20 protein-coding genes are annotated in these 18,129 nt (G+C 66.1%); 6 read left to right on the plus strand and 14 right to left on the minus strand.

The genetic code is table 11. From position 1 onward, the window contains the following. The first annotated feature begins 3 nt into the window (after positions 1-3). Entirely contained in the window at positions 4-906 is a 903-nt protein-coding gene (locus JOF56_RS51225) for an NmrA family NAD(P)-binding protein (RefSeq protein ID WP_209646702.1), read from the plus strand. Here the strand turns inward: JOF56_RS51225 and JOF56_RS51230 are convergent. Next, positions 896-1,501 (minus strand): TetR/AcrR family transcriptional regulator, encoded by a 606-nt coding sequence (locus JOF56_RS51230; RefSeq protein ID WP_209646703.1) that lies wholly within the window; start codon positions 1,499-1,501, stop codon positions 896-898. The genes JOF56_RS51225 and JOF56_RS51230 overlap by 11 nt on opposite strands. A 153-nt stretch (positions 1,502-1,654) precedes the next feature. Here JOF56_RS51230 and JOF56_RS51235 point away from each other — a divergent pair, with 153 nt between their 5' ends. Continuing rightward, positions 1,655-2,857: a cytochrome P450 gene (locus tag JOF56_RS51235; protein WP_209646704.1), complete on the plus strand. Its 1,203-nt coding sequence runs from the start codon at positions 1,655-1,657 to the stop codon at positions 2,855-2,857. Continuing rightward, entirely contained in the window at positions 2,857-4,005 is a 1,149-nt protein-coding gene (locus JOF56_RS51240) for an NAD(P)/FAD-dependent oxidoreductase (RefSeq protein WP_245378761.1), read from the plus strand. The genes JOF56_RS51235 and JOF56_RS51240 overlap by 1 nt, the downstream gene beginning before the upstream one ends. 277 nt (positions 4,006-4,282) lie before the next feature. On the opposite strand, the gene JOF56_RS51245 is transcribed toward JOF56_RS51240, so the two are convergent. After that, the gene (locus JOF56_RS51245; protein ID WP_209646706.1) at positions 4,283-4,423 is read right to left on the minus strand and encodes a hypothetical protein; all 141 of its coding nucleotides are present in this window, start codon (positions 4,421-4,423) and stop codon (positions 4,283-4,285) included. A 196-nt stretch (positions 4,424-4,619) separates the two neighbouring features. Here JOF56_RS51245 and JOF56_RS51250 point away from each other — a divergent pair, with 196 nt between their 5' ends. After that, positions 4,620-6,701, plus strand: a complete 2,082-nt coding sequence (locus tag JOF56_RS51250) for a thiamine pyrophosphate-dependent enzyme (RefSeq protein WP_307855654.1) — start codon at positions 4,620-4,622, stop codon at positions 6,699-6,701. Here the strand turns inward: JOF56_RS51250 and JOF56_RS51255 are convergent. The 5 genes from JOF56_RS51255 to JOF56_RS51275 all read right to left on the minus strand — a co-directional run bounded on the left by JOF56_RS51255 (position 6,698) and on the right by JOF56_RS51275 (position 10,464). After that, positions 6,698-7,834, minus strand: coding sequence for an SPFH domain-containing protein (locus JOF56_RS51255; protein ID WP_209646707.1), 1,137 nt, complete (start codon positions 7,832-7,834; stop codon positions 6,698-6,700). The genes JOF56_RS51250 and JOF56_RS51255 overlap by 4 nt on opposite strands. An 11-nt stretch (positions 7,835-7,845) precedes the next feature. Then, entirely contained in the window at positions 7,846-8,061 is a 216-nt protein-coding gene (locus JOF56_RS51260) for an NfeD family protein (protein WP_245378762.1), read from the minus strand. A gap of 109 nt (positions 8,062-8,170) precedes the next feature. Next, entirely contained in the window at positions 8,171-8,875 is a 705-nt protein-coding gene (locus JOF56_RS51265; protein ID WP_209646709.1) for an SIP domain-containing protein, read from the minus strand. 25 nt (positions 8,876-8,900) lie between these two features. Continuing rightward, a complete protein-coding gene (locus JOF56_RS51270) occupies positions 8,901-9,809 on the minus strand; it encodes a PDR/VanB family oxidoreductase (RefSeq protein ID WP_209646710.1) in 909 nt (302 codons plus the stop codon). Between the two features lie 13 nt (positions 9,810-9,822). Beyond that, complete coding sequence (locus JOF56_RS51275) at positions 9,823-10,464, minus strand: MSMEG_1061 family FMN-dependent PPOX-type flavoprotein (RefSeq protein WP_209646711.1); 642 nt, start codon at positions 10,462-10,464, stop codon at positions 9,823-9,825. Between the two features lie 67 nt (positions 10,465-10,531). Here JOF56_RS51275 and JOF56_RS51280 point away from each other — a divergent pair, with 67 nt between their 5' ends. Beyond that, complete coding sequence (locus JOF56_RS51280; protein WP_209646712.1) at positions 10,532-11,155, plus strand: TetR/AcrR family transcriptional regulator; 624 nt, start codon at positions 10,532-10,534, stop codon at positions 11,153-11,155. An 81-nt stretch (positions 11,156-11,236) separates the two neighbouring features. After that, entirely contained in the window at positions 11,237-13,783 is a 2,547-nt protein-coding gene (locus JOF56_RS51285; RefSeq protein ID WP_209646713.1) for a tetratricopeptide repeat protein, read from the plus strand. An 11-nt stretch (positions 13,784-13,794) separates the two neighbouring features. On the opposite strand, the gene JOF56_RS51290 is transcribed toward JOF56_RS51285, so the two are convergent. From JOF56_RS51290 to sufC, 7 genes are read right to left on the minus strand one after another with little or no spacing between them, the layout of a single operon-like run. Continuing rightward, positions 13,795-14,112, minus strand: coding sequence for a hypothetical protein (locus tag JOF56_RS51290; protein ID WP_209646714.1), 318 nt, complete (start codon positions 14,110-14,112; stop codon positions 13,795-13,797). A gap of 13 nt (positions 14,113-14,125) precedes the next feature. After that, positions 14,126-14,632: a G/U mismatch-specific DNA glycosylase gene (mug, locus tag JOF56_RS51295; protein ID WP_209646715.1), complete on the minus strand. Its 507-nt coding sequence runs from the start codon at positions 14,630-14,632 to the stop codon at positions 14,126-14,128. Between the two features lie 10 nt (positions 14,633-14,642). Then, the gene (locus JOF56_RS51300) at positions 14,643-14,993 is read right to left on the minus strand and encodes a metal-sulfur cluster assembly factor (RefSeq protein ID WP_209648986.1); all 351 of its coding nucleotides are present in this window, start codon (positions 14,991-14,993) and stop codon (positions 14,643-14,645) included. Between the two features lie 41 nt (positions 14,994-15,034). Beyond that, positions 15,035-15,625, minus strand: a complete 591-nt coding sequence (locus JOF56_RS51305; RefSeq protein ID WP_245378763.1) for a Uma2 family endonuclease — start codon at positions 15,623-15,625, stop codon at positions 15,035-15,037. Further along, positions 15,626-16,063: a Fe-S cluster assembly sulfur transfer protein SufU gene (gene sufU / locus JOF56_RS51310; RefSeq protein WP_209646716.1), complete on the minus strand. Its 438-nt coding sequence runs from the start codon at positions 16,061-16,063 to the stop codon at positions 15,626-15,628. Positions 16,064-16,065: 2 nt separating this feature from the next. Beyond that, on the minus strand, positions 16,066-17,334 hold the full coding sequence (locus tag JOF56_RS51315) for a cysteine desulfurase (RefSeq protein ID WP_307855655.1): 1,269 nt from the start codon (positions 17,332-17,334) through the stop codon (positions 16,066-16,068). Further along, positions 17,331-18,104, minus strand: a complete 774-nt coding sequence (sufC, locus tag JOF56_RS51320) for a Fe-S cluster assembly ATPase SufC (protein ID WP_209646717.1) — start codon at positions 18,102-18,104, stop codon at positions 17,331-17,333. The genes JOF56_RS51315 and sufC overlap by 4 nt, the downstream gene beginning before the upstream one ends. Between the last annotated feature and the right edge of the window lie 25 nt (positions 18,105-18,129).

Here is an 18,129-nt window from a genome sequence, read left to right on the forward strand (position 1 = left end):
AGCATGGCCACCGAACCTGTTCTGGTCACCGGCGCCACCGGCAAGCAAGGCGGTGCCACGGCGCGCGCCTTGCTCGCAGCGGGCAGCCCCGTGCGAGCGTTTGTTCGTGACCCGGCGACTGAACGCGCCAAGGCCGTCGAGGCGCTCGGCGCCGAACTGGTCACTGGCGACCTCGACGACCCGGCCTCCATCCGCCGGGCCGCTGAGGGCGCACGTGCCGTCTTCTCCGTGCAGATGCCCGACCTCAACGACCTTGCCGGGGACTCCGAATGGGTCCAGGGGCGCAACCTGGTCGACGCCGCCCGTGACGCGGGAGTCGATCAGTTCGTGCACACGTCCGCGTCCGGCGTGGGGCAGCACGTCGACGCTCCGGGCTGGGCAGACGGCCGTTGGGCGGCGATGGAGCACTCCCTCGGGACGAAAAAAGCCCTCCAGGATCGGGTGCGTGACGCCGGTTTCCGCTACTGGACGCTGCTCAAACCGGCGTTCTTCATGGAGACCTTCCTGCCACCGTCGCTGCTGATGCCCAACAGGCCTGAAGGCGGGCTGGTCGGTCTGATCAAACCCGACACGGAACTGTCCCTTGTGGCCGTCGCCGACATCGGCGCCGCAGCGGCAGCCGCCTTCGCGGATCCGGAGCGGTTCCACAAGGTCGAACTGGAACTCGCCAGTGACCGTATGTCGATGCGCCGCATCGCCGAGGTGCTTTCCCACGCCCTTGGAACGACCCTGACCGCCCCCGAGATGAGCGCAAGCGAGGCGGTGGCCGCCGGAATGCCGGAATTCCTTGTGAGGCCGCATGAATGGCAGAACGAGGTCGGGCAGCCGGCCCGGCCGGAATTCGCTCAGGCACTCGACATCCCGCTGACCGGCTTCGCCGACTGGGCCGAAAAAACTATCGCTTGACAGCAGGTTCCGCGATCGGGACGTCGCCCGCGCGGATCAGCTCCAACGACCGGTTGACCACTCGCCGGATGTTCGCCGTGCCGCCGCTTTCCGCCCACGTCCGGATGCTCACATCGATCACGACGTTGGCGCTCGCGGCGGCAAGGCGGGCGGCAAGTTCCGGTGACCGTCCTTTGTAGCGTCGTGCGACCTCGTCGGAAACCGAGTCGCACCAACGTTTCCACACTTCGCTGAACTGCGCCTGGATCCCCGGGGCGCGTCCGGCCATCTCGTAGATCGCCAGCACGCGGTCGGCGTTCTCCATGGTCGTCGTGATCACGCTGTCTATCAACGCGTACAAGGCTTCCGACAGCGGTGCGTCGTCGGGTTGCTCGCGCAGGCGTTCCACCGCGACCAGCAGGTGCGCCTCGACGAACTTGACGATCAGCGCTTCTTTTGTCGGGTAGTAGCGGTACAGCGTGCGTGGGCCGACTTCGGCGGCCGCGGCGATCTGCTCGACCGTGGTCTGGTCGAAACCGCGTTCGACGAACAGCTCGAACGCCTTGTCGGCGATCAGCTGCCTCGTCCGCGCCATCTTGAGCTCGCGCAGCCCCAAGTCGTTCCTCCTACCAGGCCCTATTCGCCGTCAGGGTAACAGTGCGCAAGGTCCTGCCCTGTGGGCCAGATCACGCGACCTTGCGACAGTCATTGCCTGGTGACAGTCTGGGCCTTGTGGCACACACTGCCACTTTTTGAAAGGGGCTCCCAGATGACAGTTCCAGCCTTCCCTGCCACACGTGCGCCTGGTTGCCCGTTCGAGCCCCCGCCTGAGTTCACCGAGCTGCGCGCCCAGGAATCCGCCACCAAGACCGCCACCCCCGCCGGTGTGGACGCCTGGGTTGTCAGCCGTTACGACGATGTCCGGACCGTGTTGTCCGCGCCCGGCATCAGCTCCCGTTGCGCGCCTTCGATGCACATCACCCCTGGTGCGGACTTGGCGCGCGAGGTCATGCCAGGCAACATGCTGCAGTTGGACGGCCCGGAGCACGCGCGGCTCCGGCGGATGCTGACCGCCGAGTTCACCGTCCGGCGGGTCGAGGCGCTGCGGCCGTACATCCAGAGCATCGTCGACGAGCACATCGACGCGCTGCTCGCGGGACCGAAGCCAGCCGACTTCTACGAGGCCTTCGCGCTCCCGATCCCGTCGCTGGTCATCTGTGAGCTGCTGGGCGTGCCCTACGCGGACCGGCACACGTTCCACAAGCAGAGCGCCGCCGTGATGCGCATCGACTTCGACCGGGAGATCGGTTTCGCGGCGTACGGCCAGATGCGGGCCTACATGCGGACCCTGTTCGAGGCCAGGCTCGCCGAGCCGCAAGACGACCTGATGAGCCGGATGATCGAGCGCAGCAGGGAATCCGGGCAGCCGCTGACCGTGCCGGAGATGGTCGAGCTCGGCACGACCCTGCTGATCGCCGGGCACGAGACGACCGCGAACATGATCGCCCTGAGCACCGCGGCACTCCTCCAGCACCCGTCTGAGCTCGGCAAACTGCGGTCGGACGCCGACCTCGCACCGTCGGCGGTCGAGGAGATGCTGCGGTATCTGTCGGTCATCCAGTTCGGCTTGCTGCGCCAGGCTACGCAGGACCTCGAAGTGGGTTCGCTGGCGGTCAAATCCGGCGAATGGCTTGTCGCCGCTTTGGGTTCCGGCAACCGCGATGCCGCCGTGTACTCCGACCCCGACTCGATCGACTTGCAGCGCAAGGCAAAGACGCACCTGGCGTTCGGTTTCGGCATCCACCAGTGCGTCGGCCAGCAGCTCGCGCGGGTCGAACTGCAGGAGGTCTACGCGCGGCTGTTCCGGCGTATCCCCACACTCCGGTTGGCTGTGCCGTTCGACACCGTTGAGTTCAAGGACAAGGCCCTGGTTTACGGTGTGGAGAAATTGCCGGTCACCTGGGAGGAATGATGGACCGGATCGTAGTCGTCGGAGCCGCCGCCGCGGGGCTCACCGCAGCGGAAACGTTACGGCGGGAGGGTTTCGAGAAGCAGATCACGCTGGTGGGGGACGAGCTGCATCTGCCGTACGACCGGCCACCGCTTTCGAAACAGGTCCTGTCAGGCGCGTGGGAGACCGACAGGATCGCGCTGCGCAAGGATTCCGTGTACACCGAGTCCGACATCGGCGTGCGTCTTGGTGTCCGGGCGACCGGCCTGGACACCTCTTCGCAGGTCGTGCAGCTGGCTTCCGGCGACTCGCTGCACTATGACGGGCTGATCATCGCGACCGGCGTACGGCCCAGGCTACTGCCTTTCGGGCACGACCTGACCGGCGTGTACGTGATGCGGACGCTGGACGACGCGGTCTCGCTGAAGAAGGCGCTGGCTTCGTCTTCGCGGCTTGTTGTTGTCGGAGCGGGTTTTCTCGGCTGTGAGGCCGCGGCTTCGGCGCGGCGGCTGGGTTTGGACGTCACCCTGGTCGATCCGCTGCCGCAGCCGATGGTCCGGCAGTTCGGGCCGATGATCGGTGGTCTGGTCTCGTCCTTGCACACGGCCGAGGGTGTTTCGGTCCGCACCGGAGTCGGGGTTTCGTCGTTCCAGGGGTCTTCGCACGTCACCGGCGTCGTCCTGTCCGACGGGACGGTCCTGGACGCTGACGTCGTGCTGGTCGCCATCGGCGCCGAGCCCGCCACGGACTGGCTTTCCGGCAGCGGCCTGGTTCTCGACAACGGCATCGTCTGCGACGCCTATTGCCGCGCCGCGCCAGGCGTCTACGCGGCCGGCGACGTCGCCAGCTGGCACCACCAGGGCTACGCCGAACAGATGCGTGTCGAACATCGGATGAACGCCACCGAACAGGGCATGGCCGCCGCCCGGAACCTGCTCGGCGCCTCAGTGCCCTTCTGCCCGATCCCGTACTTCTGGACCGACCAGTACGACACCAAGATCGCCGCGTTCGGCCTGCTCACCGGGGACGTCACCGTCACCGAGGGAACCCCCGAATCAGGCAAGTTCATGGCGCACTACACCCGCGAGGGCAAGCTCGTCGGCGTGCTGTCCTGGAACATGCCTCGCGAACTACGCAAAGCTCGCGCACTGCTGATGCAGACAGGCTGAGATCACCGGATCGTGTGAATATCGCTGTATCGATCCACCGGACGCCGCGAGCCGGAGCGGACACGGGAACGCGGCTTGTGGGGGAGATACAAATTCCCACCGACCTGGCACTGCCGTCAGCTCGTGGCGTGGCAGTGCTGCCGGTGAGGTTTCCCTCGGGACCCTCGCCTAGGCAACTGGGTGCGAAGCCAGGCAGGGTCCGGACCGTTCGACCGGACAGTGCTGTCCAATCCGGACGGTCTGGTGGCGTCGTTGCGCCGGTCTTGCGGGTGATGGGCTACTCGCGGCCGCGGACGATGGTGGGCTCGAAGGCGTCATCGTCGTCCAGCTGCGCAGCGTTGAACTGGCTGGGCAGCTCGAACTCGGGTGCGGTCTCGGCGTCCTCCTCGTACGACAGTCTGTCTCGCATGGCGGTCATCGCAGGCTCCGTTCTGCTCGGTGGCACACCTGATGAATTCATGGAAGCGAAATGAGGAACTACTCTCAACCCCTGTTCCACGTTGTGACACAAATTTCACGCCGACTGAAGAGTTCGTCCACCCCTCTTGACACATTTCGCTCTTGACAAACCGGTTGGTTGCATACTCTCAGGGGGTGCGGCCATCCTGGGTACGGTGAGTGAGCCCATCGACGAGCACTTCGTCCACGCGGTAGCCGCCATGAAACCGGCAGGTCCCCGGCGTGACCTGCCGTTTCTCGACCTGTTCGACGCTCAGTTGGGCAGCAGGCACGTCGACCTGGCTGCCCGGGCGTTGGGTGCGCAGGGCGACGGGTTCTACAGCATCGGTTCGTCGGGTCACGAAGGGAACGCGGCTGTTGCGGCCGCGTTGCGGCCTTCTGATCCAGCCTTGCTGCATTATCGATCGGGTGCTTTTTACATTGCGCGGGCACGTCAGGTAACCGGAACAAATGCGTTGACGGACATGCTTCTGGGCATCACCGCGGCGGCCGACGAGCCGATCTCCGGCGGCCGGCACAAGGTGTTCGGAAACAAAGCGCTGTCGATCATCCCGATGACCTCCACGATCGCCTCACACCTGCCGCGGGCGGTCGGACTGGCCTTCGGGCTGGACCGCGCGGCCAAGCTGGGACTGTCCGCGCCGTCGGACGCCATCGTCGTCTGCAGCTTCGGCGACGCCTCGGCCAATCACTCCACCGCGGTCGGCGCACTGAACTCCGCCCGGCACTGCGCGTACCAACGACTCCCGCTGCCGTTACTGTTCGTGTGCGAGGACAACGGAATCGGAATCAGCGTGCGGACGCCACCCGGCTGGATCTCGGCGGCGCACTCGTCAGGGCTGAAGTACTTCCACGCGGATGCGACCGATCTGTCCTCAGTGGTCCCGGTCGCACAGGAGGCCGCGGACTGGGTCCGGACCAACCGAGCGCCTGCTTTCCTGCATTTACGCACCGTCCGCCTGATGGGTCACGCCGGGTCCGATGTGGAATCGGCGTACCGTTCCACCGGGGAGATCACCGCGGACTACTCACTCGACCCGTTGGTACGGACCGCTTCCCTGCTCGTTACTTCAGGGACTTTGACTTCCTCGGATGTCCTTTCCCGTTACGAGGCCAAGCGCGCCGAAGTGGCTGCACTAGCCGCCGAAGCGGTCAAACGCCCCAAACTGGCCAGTTCCGCCGCGGTGATGAAGCCACTCGTGGCATCCACTGTGGACGCGCCGTTCGTCCCGGTCTCCGGGACCTTGGCGCAGGGCATCAACCAGGCGTTGCGCTGGATCATGTCCTCCGACCCGGGCGCGCTCGTCTTCGGCGAAGATGTCGCCCGCAAAGGTGGCGTGTACGGCGTGACCCGGGGCCTGCACAAGAAGTTCGGTTCCGCACGCGTGTTCGACACAGTCCTGGATGAACAGTCCATTCTGGGCATGGCGTTGGGCACGTCCCTGACCGGTTTCCTGCCGATCCCCGAGATCCAGTACCTGGCATACGTCCACAACGCACTGGACCAGATCCGGGGCGAGGCCGCGACCCTGCGATTCTTCTCCGACAACCAGTACCGGAACCCGATGATCGTCAGGATCGCCGGCCTGGCCTACCAGAAAGGCTTCGGCGGCCACTTCCACAACGACAACTCGATCGCCGCCCTGCGCGACATCCCCGGCCTGCTCATCGCCGCGCCATCCCGCGCCGACGACGCCGCCGCCATGCTCTACACCTGCGCCTCAGCCGCCCGCACCGACGGCCGGGTCTGCGTCTTCCTCGAACCGATCGCCCTGTACCACACAAAAGACCTGTACTCCCCCGGCGACAACGGCTGGCTCGCATCCTCATCGGAATCCGCCCCAGTCGGCCGCGCCCGCGTCTACGGCGCGGGCACAGACCTGACCATCGTCACATTCGCCAACGGCGTCCCGATGAGCCTCCGCGTCGCCCGAAGGCTTGCCTCCCAAGGCATCGAAGCCCGAGTCCTGGATCTGCGCTGGCTCGCGCCTCTGCCCGTGGCCGACATCCTGGCGCACGCGTCGGAAACCGGCCGAGTCCTGGTCGCCGACGAAACCCGCCGCACCGGCGGCGTCTCCGAGGCCGTCTTCACGGCATTGATCGACGGCGGCTATCGGGGCGCCCTGCAACGCGTGACCAGCGACGACAGTTTCATCCCCCTTGGCCCAGCAGCAAACCACGTCCTGCTGGACGAGGAGACGATCGAGAAGGCAGCAGTGTCGCTGGTGACCGGTTAGGCCGGTTTGCCGCTGATCTGGTCCGGGGGCGGGGTTTCTGTGTTCGATTCGGTGCCGGCGAGGCCTCGTTTGACCGAGTCGAGGATGGCCAGGCCTTGGCCGACCAGGCCGGCTGCCATTTCACCGAGGCCGTCGGCGCCGTTGATGATGTTGACGTTGGCACCGGCGAGACCTCGGGCCGCTTCCTGGACGATCTTCGGCAGTTGCTCGATGATCAGCTGGTCGAGGGCGACCCGGTTGTTCGACGAGGCCGCCGCAGCCTGGATCTCCATGGCTTCGGCGTCGGCGCGGGCGAGCAGACGGACCTTCTCGGCCTCGGCCTGCGCCGGTTTGACGACCTCGGCGACCAGTTGCTGTTCGCGCAGGGTCGCCTCGCGCTCGGCCAGTTCCGTGCGGGCGGCGATCACTTCGCGCTGGGCCATGGCTTCGGCCAGCGGACCTGCCTGCGCGGCCTCGGCTTGGGCTTTGTCCACTTCGGCCTTGTACTGGGCCTGCACGATGAAGGTCTGGCGGCTGTACTCGGCCTGCTTGCGCTGCGACTCCTGGGCCGCCTCGGCGGCGGCCTGGTCGGCCTGTGCCTGGGCGATCTGGGCTTCGCGCTGGATGGCGGCGTTGTGGGGCGCCGCCATCGCGGCGATGTAGCCGAGTTTCATGTCGTCGATCGACTGGATCTGCAGGGAGTCGATGGTCAGGCCGATCTTGGCCATCTCGGCGGCCGAGCCGTCGAGCACCTCCATCGCCAGTTTCTGCCGCTCGGTGATGATCTCCTCCACGGTCATCGAGCCGACGATCGACCGCAGGTGCCCGGCGAAGATCCGGCCGGTGAGCACCGACATCTGGCTCTGGTCGGAGAGGAACCGCTGGCCTGCGTTGATGATGCTCTCGGTGTCGTTGCCGACCTTGAACGCGATCACCGCGCGCACGTTGAGCGCGATCGCCTGCTTGGTCACGCAGGTCTCGGCGATCTCGGCCTCCACCATGCTCAACGAGAGAAACCGGACTTTGCGGAAAAACGGCATGATGAAGGCGCCATGGCCGGTGACCACCCGGAACGGCGCGTCCGTGGCACCTTTGATCTTGCCCCCGGAGATGAGCATCGCCTGATCAGGCGCTGGGACGCGGTATCCGAACATCTGTATCTCCCCTAGCTGACTGTCGACGGATCAGACCACGGAACGACGTCGACCGTGCGGGCGCCGCGTTGCCCGACGACCAGCACGGTCGCGCCTTTGGGGAGCGGTTCGTCCGAATAGGCCAGGAATGTCTCGGTACCGCCGCGGATTTTGAGCTGGACCTCACCAGGCCCGCCGGCACCTCGAGTCGCGACGAGCAGCACGCCGATTCGCCCCACTGGCGACATATCAGCCACCATCGGCCCGCTCCCGCTCCGCTGTCACATCCGAACGCTAGAGCATCGCTGCCCCATCACGTGGGCGTGCCGGTGTATCGATCCCGTCAAGAACAGCCGCTTACAGACCTTGTTTGCCGTTCGCCCAGTATGGCTTCGTCGTGAGGGCGCGACGCGGCATGACTTGACGATCGATGAGTACACGCCGTTGGCGCTGAATGGATTGCGCGTGCCCCAGCAACACAGCCGCGTCCAGGCCTGTGAGCGTGCCGTCGTCGACAGCGCGTTCGAGCCAGGCCTGTAGTGCGTCACCCGGCGTCGATGTAGCGGCCAGGAACGTATAGCGGGGCCAACGACTGGTGAGGGACGAGACGGCCTCTGCCGACGTCTCAACGGTTACGACGTGGCCGTCGCTGCTCTGGGCATAGGCGTTGATCGCACCCAGAGCGGAGCTGTCGCCGAGGTAGAGACGCCGGGTTCCGTTCTGGCGTAGCGGCAGGTGAGGGCCAGCCAGGAGGGTTGTCCCCGTGCCGGCCCGCAGGCGTCTCATCCAGGTGGTGCCAGGGCCTTCGGCATCGGTGGCAACGAGAATTCCGATGCGGTCGGCATCCGCACCGCTCACCGCCCGCACTGTGTAGCGGCGAGTCAGGCCGGGAGCAACTCGGAGCTGAATCTCATGACCGGGATGCCAGCCGCCGATCGGCGGGGCGGCACGCACCTCGAGCTCGAGAAAGCCGGGGGCGGGTTCGGCGACATCGAGCACGTGACTTGGCCGTCCGAAAACGGATTCGAAGAGGCTGCCGATGACCGCGGGTGCTTTGGGCATGAAGTTCCCATTCCTCGCTTTCGGGTCAGAGGTCGACAGCGAGGCGGGACGACAACGCGCGGGAGACACAGCTGTACATGCGGCCGGGCGGCGCGCCGATGTCGTCGCGATGCTCCGGCTCCCCGTCGACAACGGCGATCTCGCAGCTGCCGCAAACCCCTTCGCGGCAGCCGGACGGCACCCGGTACCCGGCGTAGTTCAAAGCGTCCAACATGGACTCCTGCGCACCGACCTCGACAGTCTGTCCCGACCGGACACAGTCCACTGTGAACGGCTTGGCGGGCGCGAACTCCCTGACCGCCGGCTTGAAACGCTCGATGTGCAGCTGCTGCACGGCAAACGCCGCTTCGGCCGCGTCCAGCATCGACGCTGGGCCGCAGCAGTACACCAGTGCTTGAGGGCTCAGCGCTGCCGCCAGCGCGGCGAAGTCGGGCCTGCCGTCCTCCTCGGTGGCGTAGACGCGCACCCGATCACCATGGACAGCCCGGAGTTCGTCGGCAAAAGGCATGGTGGCCACCGATCTGCCCACGTACACCAACGTTGCCAAAGCTCCCGCCTCGACCGCCGCCGCCAGCATCGACACGATGGGAGTGATGCCGATCCCTCCGGCGAGGAACAGGTACTCGGGCGCGGGAAGCAGGGGGAAGTTGTTGCGTGGCACCGAGACTTCGAGCGTACGACCCGTGCGGAGGAAAAGGTGGACGTACTCCGAGCCGCCACGGCTGAGCCGGTCATGACGGACGGCGACACGGTAGCTGTCGCGATCGGCCGGGTCCCCGCACAGTGAATACTGCCGGGTCAGCCAGTTGGGCAGGGCCAGATCGACGTGCGCACCTGGCTCCCACGGTGCCAGCGGGCCATCGGCACCGCGCAGGACGAGCGAGACGGTGTCCCCGGCGACCGGCTCCACCTGTTCAAGAACTGTTCGCTGCATCAGTGGATTCCCCTCAGTACAGTTGCCGGTAGCCGACTTCGAACAGCTTGTCCATCGTCGCCGGGTCGACGTCCAGCCCCATCTGCTCGGCCGCGATCTCGCCGACCGACGGCAGCTCCCCGGCCAGGTCCTGGCTCGCCGGATCCCACAGCCGCGACCGGATCAGCGCACGTCCACAGTGGAAGAAGACCTCAGCGACATCCACGACGAGTGCCAGGTCCGCTTGTTTGCCTTCGATCCGCATCCGGGCGAGCACGTCCGGTTCGTCGGTGGGATACGCACGACCGTTGACACGCAACACCTCCCGCACCCCGGGGACGACGAACATCAGCCCGATCCCGTCGTTCTCGGCGAGATTGCGGAACGAGTCGGCCAGCTTGTTGCCGGGCCGGTCGGGAATCGCGAGCATGCGCTCGCCGAGCACCTTGACGAATCCCGGGTAGTCGCCACGCGGCGAGCAGTCCGGCAGGCCTGTCGCGTCCGACGTGGCCATCGCCACGAACGGGGAATGGGCGATGAAGCGGCGGGAATACCGGTCGATCCGATCATGGACCTTGGCCTTGATCATGGCCTCGGGCTCGCCGAGCCGGGCGCGCACCTCTGGGAAGGAAATTCGTCTCGGGCGACTCGCCAGTACAACATTACTGCTGGTCATGGCACAATTATGAGCAATCATTCGGTTTGCGCGCTACTCGCTTTCGCGCCGGTTCACAAGGGGTGTCATGACGTCGGAGCAGCGCCGGATTCAGCCACGTAAACAGCCCAGCCAGGTCCGAGCCGAACTCACCCGGCAGCGCATCCTCACGGCCGCTGCTCACATTTTCGCCGAGTACGGCTACGCCGCGGGCACCACGAATCGGATAGCCGAGCGGGCGCGCGTCTCGATCGGCTCGCTGTACCAGTACTACCCGAACAAGGACGCGATCCTCGCCGAACTGCTGACCCGTCACCTCGACGGCGACAAGGCCACCGAAACGCTGCGGCAGTACAAAGACCGGACGGAGCCACTCGAGGACATCATCCGGGTGCTCGTGCGAACAGTGATCGAGAACCACCTCGACGACCCGCAACTGCTGCGGATCATGATCGAGCAGGCACCCCGCTCCAGCGAGGTGCTGGAGCGGGTCACCCAGGTGGAGTGGGAGATGATCGCCGACCTGCGGGAATTGTTCGAACGCCACCCGGAAGTCCAGGTCCACGACCAGGACACCGCCGCGCGGCTCGTGGCGTTCACCATGGAGCTGACCGTGCACCAGCTCATCGCCATGACCAACTCCATCGACATCACCCGGCTGGAGAACGAGCTCGTAGCGATGCTCACCGGCTACCTCCGCACAAACCGGTGACGATCACATCAGGCCGTGCGAGTAGATTCACTGGTCCGCCCGGCGTGCTCCGGTCACAGCCGCGCGGTCACGGAGGTCTGTGTGTCGGCAGATGTCGCGAGGGAATGGTTCCGCACTGAGCTGGATCGATTGCGGCGGCAGTCGGGATCGCCCTCGATCCGGGATCTGGTAGCCAGTACGAGAAAGAAGTCCAAGTACTGGTCCGTCCTGAACAATCTGACCGACAAAGCCGGGCTTCCGCCGCCGAAGGAACTGAGTCGATCGACGCTTCACGACCTGCTCAGCTGCAAGACTGTCAAAGGCCCGGCGGCCTGGCCGGTCAAGATGTTCGTACTGGCCTGTGTGGCGTGGCGCCAGTATCACGGAGGCCCGAAGCCGCCCAGGCACGCGTTGTTGGCCCTGCTGGCGGAGTGGGAACAACGACGCGTCATCTATGAGGACCTGCTGCTCGTAGCCGCCACGACTGAGGGCGCCGGGTCGCCGGTGCGGATCGGGTGGCCGTTGCCGATGACGGCCGACCCGCTCCAGGAGCGCGACATCGTGGTGGAGCTGGACAAGGCGACGCGCTGCGCGGGAGCCATCGAGCTGACCCAGCGCACCCTCGTGCTGGAAGGCACCGGCGGGGTCGGCAAGACCCAGCTTGCCGCCGACTTCGCTCGCCGGATTGCCGGCGACCAGGAGATCCGGCTGGTGCTGTGGGCCTCGGCCGGGTCACGTGACACGGTCCTGTCCGCCTATGCCGCGGCGGCCTTCGAACTTGGCCTGGCCGATGCGGACGCCCCGCTGGCTGATGCGGCTCAACAGCTGCAGGCGTGGCTGGCGCGCGGCTGCGAGCGTTGGGTCGTGGTGCTTGACGATGTGCAGAATCCCGCGGACCTGCAAGGACTATGGCCGGAACCCGGTTCGGCAGGCCGGGTCGTGGTCACCACCCGTTACCGCGACGAGTCCTGGAACCGGACCGACCGCGGCGTAATAACGGTCGACGTATTCACCCCCGACGAGTCCGCGGCCTATCTCGCCCACAAGTTCGCCAGATCGCCCGAACTCGGCGACGGCGCCGCTGAGCTCGCTGCCGCGCTTGGGCATCTCCCGATCGCCCTCGCCCAGGCCACCGCCTACCAGCTCAGCCGGCGGCTGTCCGGCCATCAGTACCTCGACCGGCTCACCGACCAGCGCAGGACGCTGAGGGATGTGCTGCCCGGCCCGGCCGAGCTCCTCCCCGACGACCAGCCCTACACGGTGGCGGAGATCTGGTCGCTGTCGATCGAGCTTGCCGACACCCTGACACCCCCCGGGCTGGCCCGCCCGCTCTTGGCGGTGGCGTCGCTGCTGGACCCGACCGGCATCCCTGACAGCGTGCTGCGCAACGCCCAGGTGGCCCGGTATCTCGGCCAGAGGGTCGATTCGGACGCCGTGCACGAGGCTCTATGGGTGCTGCACCGGCTGAACCTCGTCACCGTCGACGGGCTCATGGTTCGCATGCACGCGCTGGTGCACCGGACGACCAGAGAAGCAGCACGGACTGAACTGACCGCGCCGGAGGCCTGGCACCAGCTGGTCCACGCGGCCGCGGACGGTATCGCGGCCGCTGGAAACGACCGGATCAACAGCACGAACCGAGATCTGCTGAACTCGTTACGGCAGAACGCGCAGGTACTGATCGGGCATGGCGGCGATGCGCTCTGGACGCCCGACGGACACGTGGTGCTGTTCGGCGTCGGGGAAATGCTCCTTCGCTTCTCCCATGCCGGCGACGCCGCCGCCTACTTCAAAATTCTCGCGGATACCGCGTGCGAGCGCCTGGGGGCCACGCACGTCGACACGTATCTGGCCCGGGCCCGCTATGCGACCTGTCTCGAGGAGACAGGGCAGCCCAAGCTCGCGGTCGCCGAAATGGAACAGATCGTCGCCGACTGCGGACGCACATTGGGCATCGAGAACCCCACCACGCTCAACCACATGGGCAATCTGGCTGGTCACCGTGGCCGCGCCGACGACATCGCAGGGGCCGTACGGGACTATGAGCACCTGGTCGGACTCCGCACCAGGATCCAGGGCGCCAACCATCGCAACACCCTGATGTCGCGATCCAATCTGGCCCGCTGGCGCGGCGAGGCCGGCGACATCCCCGGCGCGATCCAGGCGTTCTCCGAACTCGTTCCGCTCGTCGCCCGGGTATGCGGGCCCTTGGATCACCAGACGCTCATCACGCTCAGCAACCACGCCAGCTGGGTGGGCGAGCTCGATCCCCTGGCCGGACTCGCGGAATACCTGCAGTTGCTGCCCAAGCAGATGACGAGGCTGGGCGCCGCCAGTGAGCGCACACTGACCACCCGCCGAAACATCGCGATGCTGCTCGGCGAGGCCGGATACCTGACGGAGGCGATCAGGGAATTCACTCTGCTGATCGCCGACTATGGCAGGTTTCTGCATCCGGACCGCCTGGAAGCACTGGCCGCCCGTCACGACCTGGCCACGTTGCTCATTGACGTCCCTGACGTCCCCGGTGCGCTGCGCATCCTGCGGGAACTGCTGGCCGACCGAACACGGATACTGGGTGCGGGGCATCCAGCGACTGCCGCGACCCGGGAGATGATCGAGAACACGCTGCGTGACAACCCGGAGTGAAGCCCTTTCCGCTACGCCGTCTCAGGTTTCGCAAGGGTCACCCGGAAATGGAAGTTCTGGTCGGCGGCACCCCGAACCTGAACGATCCACAGGTCCTCCCCCGACCGGAAGATCCTGCGGCCGCGCGGCTTCGCCGGGTTCTCGGGCGCGTGGCCTTTCGCCAGGTTCGCGGCTTCCTCCAGCGCGTCGGCGCGATTGCCGAACGACTTGATGTGAGTGAGTTCCCAGCGCACGTACGAACCGCTGCCGACGGTCTCCTCGATCAGGACGCACCACCTGTCGAACGGTCCCCGCGTGGTGGTTTCCTCGTCGTACTGTTCTTCAGCCATCCCCGAACAGTAATCAATCGAGGACAGCCTCCCGGAGGCGGCGGAACTCGTCGGCGAGTGCGGGCAGTTGGTAGTGGGCGTTGAGGCCGGACGGGTTGGGCAGAACCCAGAGACGGGCCGGGCCGAGCTTCTCCAACTGAGGGCCCATTGTCGCTTTGGGACGGTTGAAGCCGGTCCGGTAGGCACCGATCCCGACGATCGCAACCGTTTGCGGAGCGTACTTCTCAGTCAGGGCGGTCAGGATTTCGGCCCCCTGGACGAATTCCTGTTTGGACAGCTCAGCAGCGGTCGCACTGGCACGAGCCACCATGTTGGTGATGCCGAGCCCGTAGTCCAGCAGCTCGAACTGCTCAGACGGATGCAACCGGCGCGGCGTGAACCCCGAAAGATGCAACGCCGGCCAGAACCTGTTACCAGGACGAGCGAAATGCTGCTTGCGCTGCGCAGACAAAAGCCCCGGGTTGATCCCGCAGAACAACACGGACAAACCCGGGGCAATGACGTCAGGAAGAACCGTCACCCTCGTTCGATCACACCGTGAAGCCGAGCGCGCGAAGCTGCTCACGACCGTCTTCGGTGATCTTCTCCGGACCCCACGGCGGCATCCAGACCCAGTTGATCCGGAAATCCTGCACAAGCCCGCCACCCGGCCCGCCCGTCAGAGCCGTCCGGGTCTGGTCCTCGATCACGTCGGTCAGCGGACAGGCCGCCGACGTCAGCGTCATGTCGATGGTCGCCGTGTTGTCCTGCTCGACCTTGATGTCGTAGACAAGGCCCAGGTCGACCACGTTGATGCCCAACTCGGGGTCGACCACGTCACGCATGGCCTCTTCAACGTCGTCGATCGCGGCCACGTCCGCGGACACCGGGGCTTCCGGCATGCCGGCGGCGCCCCGCACCACTTCAGTCTCGTTGGTGTCAGTCACTGGTCCGCCTTCTTCCTGCGCTCTGCCCGCAAGACCGGCAACGCGGTCAAGTCGATGTCCAGTGGGAACGGCTCGCTCGTGCTAAAAGACTGGGTCACAGCCGGCGCTTCTTGATACCCAAGGTCACCCGCCAGGTGGTAGGCAGTCAGCGACAACGGCGGGTCAAGGTCAATGACCCAGTAGTGTGGAATTCCCGCTGCGGCGTACTCCACCGGTTTGGTGATGGTGTCGGTATTCCGAGACCCTGGCGAGATGATCTCGACCGCAAGCAAGACCTGGTCGGGGGTGAAACGAGGGGGATTGGCCTCGGCCGCTTCGGCCGACACGACCACCACGTCCGGCGCTCGGACAATGGACGGGAAGGTCGACCGGAGAACGATTTCGACATCGTTGAAAACGTCCCAGTCGTAGGGCAGTTGAGCATCCAGTGCCTTCTCGAGGTGATAGGCCACTTTCTGATGCAACGGGATGGCCCGCGGAGTCACGATCAGGACGCCTTCATGAAGTTCGTAGTGCCTGCTGTTGTCGTAAGGGAGCTCGTCGTACTCTTCCAGCGTCAGAAGGTGGTCATTCCAAGGTGCTGCCATCTATGCCGCCTCCGCCCGGGACACCGCGTCCTTGAATGCCATCCACCCTAGGAGAGCACATTTCACGCGGGCCGGATACTTCGAAACGCCGGCGAACGCCACCGCGTCCTCCAGTACGTCTTCGTCCGGTTCGACCTGGCCACGGCTCTGCATCAGCTCGGTGAAGGCGTCCAGGGTCTTGAACGCCTCGCCCACGGTGCGTCCGACCACCAGGTCGTTCATCACGGACGTCGAGGCCTGGCTGATGGAGCAGCCTTGGCTTTCGTAGGAGACGTCCTTGACTGTCTCGCCGTCGAGCTTCACCCGCAGCGTGATCTCGTCCCCGCAGGTCGGGTTGACCTGGAAGGACTCCGCGTCGAAGGGGTCCCGCAGGCCGCGGCCGTGCGGGTTCTTGTAGTGGTCCAGGATTATCTCCTGGTACAGCTGCTCCATCTGCATCGTCAGCTCACCCCGAAGAACCGCTTGGTCTCCCGGACCCCGTCCAACAGCGCGGTTACGTCGTCGAGGTCGTTGTACAAGTAGAACGACGCCCTGATGCTCGCCGGAATTCCCAGTCGCCGGTGCAACGGCCACGCGCAGTGGTGGCCGACGCGGACCGCGACGCCGAGGTTGTCCAGGACCTGGCTGGCGTCGTGCGGGTGCACGCCGTCGATCACGAACGACACGGCACCGCCCCGGTCCTCCATGCAAGTCGGGCCGACGATCCGGACGCCCGGGATCTCCAGCAGGCCCTTGATGGCCGCCTCGGTGAGCGCGTGCTCGTGCGCGTTGACCCGGTCCATGCCGACCACCGAGAGGTAGTCCACGGCCGCGCCCAGGCCCACAGCCTGGGAGGTCATCGGCACGCCTGCCTCGAAGCGCTGCGGCGGGGGCGCGAAGGTCGACTTGGCCATCTGGACCATCTCGATCATCGAGCCACCGGTCAGGAACGGCGGCATGGCCTCAAGCAGCGACCGCCGTCCGTAGAGCACGCCAACGCCCGACGGGCCGAGCATCTTGTGCCCGCTGAACACCGCGAAGTCCACGCCCAGACTGTGGAAGTCCACCTTCTGGTGCGGTACGGACTGGCACGCGTCCAGCACCGTCAGCGCACCGACTTCCTGGGCGCGCGTCACAAGCCGGGCAACCGGGTTGACGGTACCGAGCACGTTGGACTGATGGGTGAACGCGACGATCTTGGTGCGGGCGTTGATCAGCTCGTCGATGTTCGACAGGTCCAGGCGGCCCTCGTCGGTGACACCGAACCACTTCAACGTCGCACCCGTGCGCAGCGCGAGCTGTTGCCACGGAACAAGGTTCGCGTGGTGCTCCATCTCGGTGATGACGATCTCGTCGTCCGGGCCGAGCAGGAACCGCGCGGCCTCCGGGCCCGCCACCGACGCGTTGCTCATCGCGTACGCCACGAGGTTGATGCCCTCGGTGGCGTTCTTGACGAACACCAGCTCGTCCGCGTTGGCGCCCACGAAGTCGGCGATTTTCTGCCGCGCGCCTTCGTAGGCGTCCGTTGCCTCTTCGGCGAGCTGGTGCGCGCCGCGGTGCACGGCCGCGTTGGAGGTCTCGAGGAACTCGCGTTCGGCGTCGAGGACCTGACGCGGCCGCTGCGAAGTCGCGCCCGAGTCGATGTAGTGCAACGGCTTGCCGTCGCGGACCGTCCGCTGCAGGATCGGGAAATCCTTGCGGATGGCGGCTACATCCAGGGTGTCGGTCACTGTGCGACGGCTTCCTCGCGCTTGCCGGTGAACCGCACGTAGCCTTCGCTCTCCAACTGGTCGGCGAGCTCGGGGCCACCCGACTCGACGATCTTGCCGCCGGCGAAGACGTGCACGAAGTCCGGCTTGATGTAGTTCAGGATCCGGGTGTAGTGCGTGATCAGCATGACGCCGGCCTCGCCGGAGGCGCGGTAGCGGTTCACGCCCTCGGACACCACGCGCAGCGCGTCCACGTCGAGGCCCGAGTCGGTCTCGTCGAGGATCGCGATCTTCGGCTGGAGCAGGCCCAGCTGCAGGATCTCGTGCCGCTTCTTCTCACCGCCGGAGAAGCCCTCGTTCACACTGCGCTCGGCGAAGGCCGGGTCGATGTCCAGGTCGGACATCGCGGTCTTGACCTCCTTGACCCAGGTGCGCAGCTTCGGGGCCTCGCCACGCACGGCGGTGGCCGCGGTGCGCAGGAAGTTCGACATCGACACGCCGGGGACCTCGACCGGGTACTGCATGGCGAGGAACAGGCCGGCGCGGGCGCGCTCGTCCACGCTCATCTCCAGCACGTCCTCGCCGTCCAGCAGGATCTGGCCGGAGGTCACGGTGTACTTGGGGTGACCGGCGATCGCGTAGGACAAAGTGGACTTGCCGGACCCGTTGGGGCCCATGATCGCGTGGGTCTCGCCTGCGTTGATCGTCAGGTTGACGCCGGACAGGATCTCTTTCTCGACCTCGTCGGCGGTGACCGAGACGTGCAGGTCCTTGATCTCCAGGGTGGCCATTGGCTCTACTTCTCCAGTTAACGCA

The sequence above is a fragment of the Kibdelosporangium banguiense genome (assembly GCF_017876405.1).
In the GTDB taxonomy this organism is placed as follows: domain Bacteria; phylum Actinomycetota; class Actinomycetes; order Mycobacteriales; family Pseudonocardiaceae; genus Kibdelosporangium; species Kibdelosporangium banguiense.

Bases quoted from the DNA above. Each gene is read 5' to 3' on its own strand.
- JOF56_RS51225 (WP_209646702.1), top strand. From the start codon at position 4: ATGGCCACCGAACCTGTTCTGGTCACCGGCGCCACCGGCAAGCAAGGC.
- JOF56_RS51235 (WP_209646704.1), top strand. From the start codon at position 1,655: ATGACAGTTCCAGCCTTCCCTGCCACACGTGCGCCTGGTTGCCCGTTC.
- JOF56_RS51240 (WP_245378761.1), top strand. From the start codon at position 2,857: ATGGACCGGATCGTAGTCGTCGGAGCCGCCGCCGCGGGGCTCACCGCA.
- JOF56_RS51245 (WP_209646706.1), bottom strand. From the start codon at position 4,423: ATGACCGCCATGCGAGACAGACTGTCGTACGAGGAGGACGCCGAGACC.
- JOF56_RS51255 (WP_209646707.1), bottom strand. From the start codon at position 7,834: ATGTTCGGATACCGCGTCCCAGCGCCTGATCAGGCGATGCTCATCTCC.
- JOF56_RS51260 (WP_245378762.1), bottom strand. From the start codon at position 8,061: ATGTCGCCAGTGGGGCGAATCGGCGTGCTGCTCGTCGCGACTCGAGGT.
- JOF56_RS51265 (WP_209646709.1), bottom strand. From the start codon at position 8,875: ATGCCCAAAGCACCCGCGGTCATCGGCAGCCTCTTCGAATCCGTTTTC.
- JOF56_RS51270 (WP_209646710.1), bottom strand. From the start codon at position 9,809: ATGCAGCGAACAGTTCTTGAACAGGTGGAGCCGGTCGCCGGGGACACC.
- JOF56_RS51275 (WP_209646711.1), bottom strand. From the start codon at position 10,464: ATGACCAGCAGTAATGTTGTACTGGCGAGTCGCCCGAGACGAATTTCC.
- JOF56_RS51280 (WP_209646712.1), top strand. From the start codon at position 10,532: ATGACGTCGGAGCAGCGCCGGATTCAGCCACGTAAACAGCCCAGCCAG.
- JOF56_RS51290 (WP_209646714.1), bottom strand. From the start codon at position 14,112: ATGGCTGAAGAACAGTACGACGAGGAAACCACCACGCGGGGACCGTTC.
- JOF56_RS51300 (WP_209648986.1), bottom strand. From the start codon at position 14,993: ATGCCGGAAGCCCCGGTGTCCGCGGACGTGGCCGCGATCGACGACGTT.
- JOF56_RS51305 (WP_245378763.1), bottom strand. From the start codon at position 15,625: ATGGCAGCACCTTGGAATGACCACCTTCTGACGCTGGAAGAGTACGAC.
- sufU (WP_209646716.1), bottom strand. From the start codon at position 16,063: ATGCAGATGGAGCAGCTGTACCAGGAGATAATCCTGGACCACTACAAG.
- sufC (WP_209646717.1), bottom strand. From the start codon at position 18,104: ATGGCCACCCTGGAGATCAAGGACCTGCACGTCTCGGTCACCGCCGAC.